The 4,626-nt window shown below is 72.6% G+C and carries 4 protein-coding genes; all 4 read left to right on the top strand.

All coding sequences use genetic code 11. The annotated features are described in order from the left end of the window. Positions 1-811 (top strand): cytochrome C assembly family protein (locus AC1D15_RS18805; protein WP_477827177.1); only part of this gene is annotated, 811 nt, incomplete at its 5' end. 7 nt (positions 812-818) lie between these two features. Continuing rightward, positions 819-1,079, top strand: a complete 261-nt coding sequence (locus AC1D15_RS18800; protein ID WP_465112856.1) for a PP0621 family protein — start codon at positions 819-821, stop codon at positions 1,077-1,079. After that, the gene (locus tag AC1D15_RS18795) at positions 1,076-2,989 is read left to right on the top strand and encodes a sensor histidine kinase (protein ID WP_477827176.1); all 1,914 of its coding nucleotides are present in this window, start codon (positions 1,076-1,078) and stop codon (positions 2,987-2,989) included. The genes AC1D15_RS18800 and AC1D15_RS18795 overlap by 4 nt, the downstream gene beginning before the upstream one ends. Continuing rightward, positions 2,986-4,596 (top strand): sigma-54-dependent transcriptional regulator, encoded by a 1,611-nt coding sequence (locus AC1D15_RS18790; RefSeq protein WP_477827175.1) that lies wholly within the window; start codon positions 2,986-2,988, stop codon positions 4,594-4,596. Before AC1D15_RS18795 ends, AC1D15_RS18790 begins: the two co-directional genes overlap by 4 nt. The last annotated feature ends 30 nt before the right edge of the window (positions 4,597-4,626 follow it).

Here is a 4,626-nt window from a genome sequence, read left to right as displayed (position 1 = left end):
GAGCACACCGTCGACATGGATGCTGTGGGTGCCCAGCGCGGCGGCCCTGCTGGCCTACGCGGCGGCGGTGCTGCTGAATGAGCGCGAAAGGGCGGGCGGCGGTGCCGCGCCGCGCCGCGCGCTGATCGCCGGCTGGGTCGCGCACGCGCTGGCCATCGTGGTCGACATGGCCGGCATCGGCAGCGCCGTCTCCGGCGCCCGCTTCGGCTTCGCGCCGGCGCTGTCGGCCACGTTGTGGCTCGTGATCGCGGTCTACGCGGTCGAGAGCCGCTGGGTGCCGCTGCCGGGCGTGCGCCGCTGGCTCGGCCTGCTCGGGGCCGCGGCGGTGGTGCTGGCGGCGATCTTCCCGGGCGAGTTCCGGCCGCAGGCGGTGTCGGCCTGGGCGCCGCTGCACTGGGCGCTGGGCATCGCGTCGTACGGCCTGTTCGGCGCCGCGGTGCTGCATGCGGTGATGCTCGACACCGCCGAGCGCCGCATGCGCTCCAACCTGCGCGCCGCCGCGAACGCCGGCATGCCGCTGTTGCAGCTCGAGCGCCTGACCTTCCAGTTCGTCACTGCCGGCTTCGCGCTGCTGTCGGCCACGCTGCTGCTCGGCTGGTGGTTCTCCAATCCCTGGCGCTGGGACCACAAGTCGACGCTGTCGGTGCTCGGCTGGCTGGTCTTCGCCGGCCTGCTGGTCGGCCGCCAGGCGCTCGGCTGGCGCGGCCGGCATGCGATCCGCTGGCTCTATGCCGGTGCGTTGCTGCTGCTGCTCGCCTATGTCGGGTCGCGCTTCGTGTTCGAAGTCGTCCTGCACCGCACGACCGCCTGAGGGCCGCATGGGAAAGTTCATCGTCCTGCTCGTCGTGGTGTTCCTGATTGTCTGGCTGGTGCGCGGCGGCCGGCCGGGGCGCGCGGCCCCGCCGACACCATCGGCGCCACCGCCGCCCGCCAATGCCTCCGCCGTGCCGGACACCATCGTGGCCTGCGCGCACTGCGGGCTGCACCTGCCGAAGGCCGATGCGCTGCCGGGCCGCGGCGGGGTGTTCTGCGGCGAAGCCCATCGCAGCGCGTTCGAACGCGAGCACGCGCCCCGATGAGCAGCGCGCCGCCCAAGCCCGAGCGCCGCCGCAACGACCGCCGCTCGAACGTGCGCGCGACGACCCGGCCCAGCCAGGAGTCCTGGTTCGGCGCCCTCGGCGAGGACACCCAATCCCGCGACAGCTGGGTCGAGGACGATTCGCGCTACGACGGCAACTGGCAGGCCGCGCAGGCGGCCCAGGCCGACAGCAACTTCCTGACGCGCCAGGCGCGGCGCCTGATCGGCTCGGGCCAGACCGCTTTCCAGCGCATCTACGGCGCCTTCATCAGCGCCCGCGCGGCGCTCGGCGTCGCGCTGGTCGCGACCCAGGTGGTCGCGGCGATCTTCGGCGTGAAGCCGCCGTGGCCGGTGGTGGCCGTGAGCCTCGCCTATGCGGCGCTCGCGCTGTCGATGTGGGTGCTGCCGCGCTACCGCCGCTCGGCCGCGCCGCGCCAGCTCGCGCGGCTGCGCAGCCCGCAGTGGATCTCGACGATCGGCGTCGACATCGTCTGCTTCGGTGCCTTGCACTGGATGTCGCCGGCCGCCGGCCTGAACTACGTCGCGCTGCTGGTGCTGCCGGTGCTGATGGCCGGCGTGCTGACGCCACGGCTGATGGCGCTCGCGACCGCCTCGGTGGTCACGCTGTCGCTGCTCGGGGTCGCCTGGCTGTCGGTGCTGGCCGGCGGGACCGACGTCACCGCGCTGATGACGCAGGCGGGCCTCGCCGGCAGCGGCTTCTTCGTGATCACGCTGCTGGCCGGCGAGCTGGCAGGGCGCCTGGCGCGCGAAGAGCTCACCGCGCGCGGCAGCCTGGAGCTGGCGCGCCAGCAGGCGCAGCTGAACCGGCTGGTGATCGAGGAGATGCAGGAGGGCGTGCTGGTGGTCGACCAGCGCGGCCGCGTGCGCACCGCCAACCCGGCGGCGCGCGCGCTGCTGGCGCCGAGCGGCGTCTCGCGCGAGGCGCCGTTCCAGCTGCAGGGCGTCGAGGCCTGGGGCGAGCTCGTGAAGGCGGTCGAGCGCGCGTTCGCCGAATCGACCTGGCCCGAGGGCGGGCGCGACGTGGTGCTCGATTTCGAATCGAGCCMGCCGCGCACGCTGCGGGTGCGGGTGCGCTTCACCCGGCGCCAGGCGCCCGACCCGAGCGAAGCGCTGTGCGTGCTGTTCATCGAGGACGTGCGCAGCATGCAGGCGCGCACCCGCCAGGAAAAGCTGGCCGCGATGGGCCGGGTGTCGGCCGGCATCGCGCACGAGATCCGCAACCCGCTGGCCGCGATCTCGCAGGCCAACGCGCTGCTCTCCGAAGACGCGACCACCGCCGTCCAGCGCCAGCTGACGCAGATGGTCACCGAGAACGTCGGCCGGCTGAAGCGCATCGTCGACGACGTGATGGAAGTCACCCCCAGCGAGGTGCACGACGGCGGCCCGATCGACGCGACCGCGCTGGTCGCCGCCATCTGCAGCGAATGGGCGCGTGCCGCCGGCATGCCGATCGGCGGCGACAGCCTGCTGCGCGTCAAGCTGCCCGACGAGGCGCTGGGCGTCGTGTTCGACCCGGAGCACCTGCGCCGCGTGATGGTCAACCTGCTCGACAACGCGAAGCGCCATGCGCAGCCGATGCCCGGCGGCGTGCGCCTGACGCTGTCGGCACGCGACGACGTGCACGTGGTGCTGAGCGTCACGAGCAACGGCGAGCCGATCCCGCCCGAGGTCGAACGCTACCTGTTCGAGCCTTTCTTCTCGACCCGCAGCCGCGGCACCGGCCTGGGCTTGTATATTTGCCGGGAACTGTGCGAGCGCTACGGCGCGCGCATCGATTACCGGCTGCGCGCCGCCAGCGAGCCGAACCGCAACGAATTCTTTGTCGCGATGCGGCGCAAACCCCTGGCGGGCACCGAAGCGCCCGAGACCCGATTGCACCTCACATCATGAGTTCGCCTTCCCACTTCAGCCTGCTGGTCGTCGACGACGAACCGGACCTGCGCACGTTGTACGAGCTGACGCTGTTGCGCGAGGGCTATGACGTCGAGACGGCAGCCACCGTCGACGACGCGCTGCTGCACCTGAAGGACCGCACGTACAGCGCCGTCATCACCGACATGCGGCTGCCCGACGGCACCGGGCTCGACCTGCTGCGCCGCCTCGAGGAGGGCAACCGGCGCGAGAAGGCGATCGTGATCACCGCGTACGGCTCGGCCGAGAACGCGGTCGAGGCGCTGAAGGCCGGCGCCTACGACTACCTGACCAAGCCGGTCGACCTGAAGCAGTTCCGCGCGGTCGTCGCCTCGGCGCTCGGGCGCAGCGCGGCGACGGTGCCGACGATGGTGCCGTCCAGCCTGCCGTCCGAGAACGGTGCGCCGCCCGTCTCGCCCGGCAACGCCAGCGCGGTGACGGCCCGCCCGGTCGCATCGCTGCCCGCATCGGCGCCCGCGCCGGCCCACGCCGGCCCGGTCAGCCAGGCGCTCGCGCGCATGGCCGGCCAGTCGCAGGCGATGCAGCAGGTGCGCCAGCTGATCGACAAGGTGGCACGCAGCATGGCGCCGGTGCTGGTGAACGGCGAATCGGGCACCGGCAAGGAGCTGGTGGCGCGCGCCATCCACGAGATCAGTCCGCGCACCGGGCAGCCCTTCGTGCCGGTCAACTGCAGCGCCATTCCCGAGCAGCTGCTCGAGGCCGAGTTCTTCGGCTACCGCAAGGGTGCGTTCACCGGCGCCAACGAAGACCGCGAGGGCTTCTTCCAGGCCGCCAACGGCGGCACGCTGTTCCTCGACGAGATCGGCGACCTGCCGCTCGCGATGCAGAGCAAGCTGCTGCGCGCGATCCAGGAGCGCTCGGTGCGCCCGGTCGGTGCGGTCGTCGAGCAGGCGGTCAACGTGCGGCTGCTGAGCGCGACCCACAAGGACCTCGGCGCCGAAGTGCAGGCCGGCAAGTTCCGCCAGGACTTGTACTACCGCCTCAACGTGATCCAGATCCGCGTGCCGCCGCTGCGCGAGCGGCTCGAAGACCTGCCGTCGATCTGCGACCGCGTGCTCGACCGCATCGCGCGCGATGCCGGCGTGTCGCCCGCGCCGCGGCTCACGCGCGATGCGATGGTGCAGCTCAGCCGCTACAGCTTCCCCGGCAACGTGCGCGAACTCGAGAACCTGCTGCACCGCGCGGTCGCGCTGACGGTGGGCGACGTGATCGACGTGGCCGACCTGGGCGTCTCCGAGCTGGTGTTCAGCGACAGCGATGCCGCGGAGTTCGATGCGACGCCGGTGGTGTCGGCCAAGCCGGCCGCTGCGGCGGCGGCAGAGGCGGTGCGCGCACCGGTCGCGCCGGTGCAGGCGCCGCTGCCGAGCGACCTCGCGGCCTACCTCGACGACATCGAGCGCGACGTGCTCGAACGCGCGCTCGAGCGCTACCGCTACAACCGCACGGCGGCCGGCGCGAGCCTCGGGCTGTCGTTGCGCCAGATGCGCTACCGGATGGCCCGCCTGGGCGTCAACGTCGGGGGCACCGACGACCCGGTCGATGTCGAGCGCGGCGAACCCGGCTGAACCGGTTCGCGAGCCGGCCCCCGCCCTCAC

The organism is Rhizobacter sp. P2_H2, assembly GCF_056403375.1.
The sequence above is the reverse complement of the archived record's forward strand: the minus strand, read 5'-3'. Positions and strand labels throughout refer to the sequence as shown.

Coding starts and splice junctions, on each gene's coding strand:
- AC1D15_RS18800 (WP_465112856.1), top strand. CDS start 819: ATGGGAAAGTTCATCGTCCTGCTCGTCGTGGTGTTCCTGATTGTCTGG.
- AC1D15_RS18790 (WP_477827175.1), top strand. CDS start 2,986: ATGAGTTCGCCTTCCCACTTCAGCCTGCTGGTCGTCGACGACGAACCG.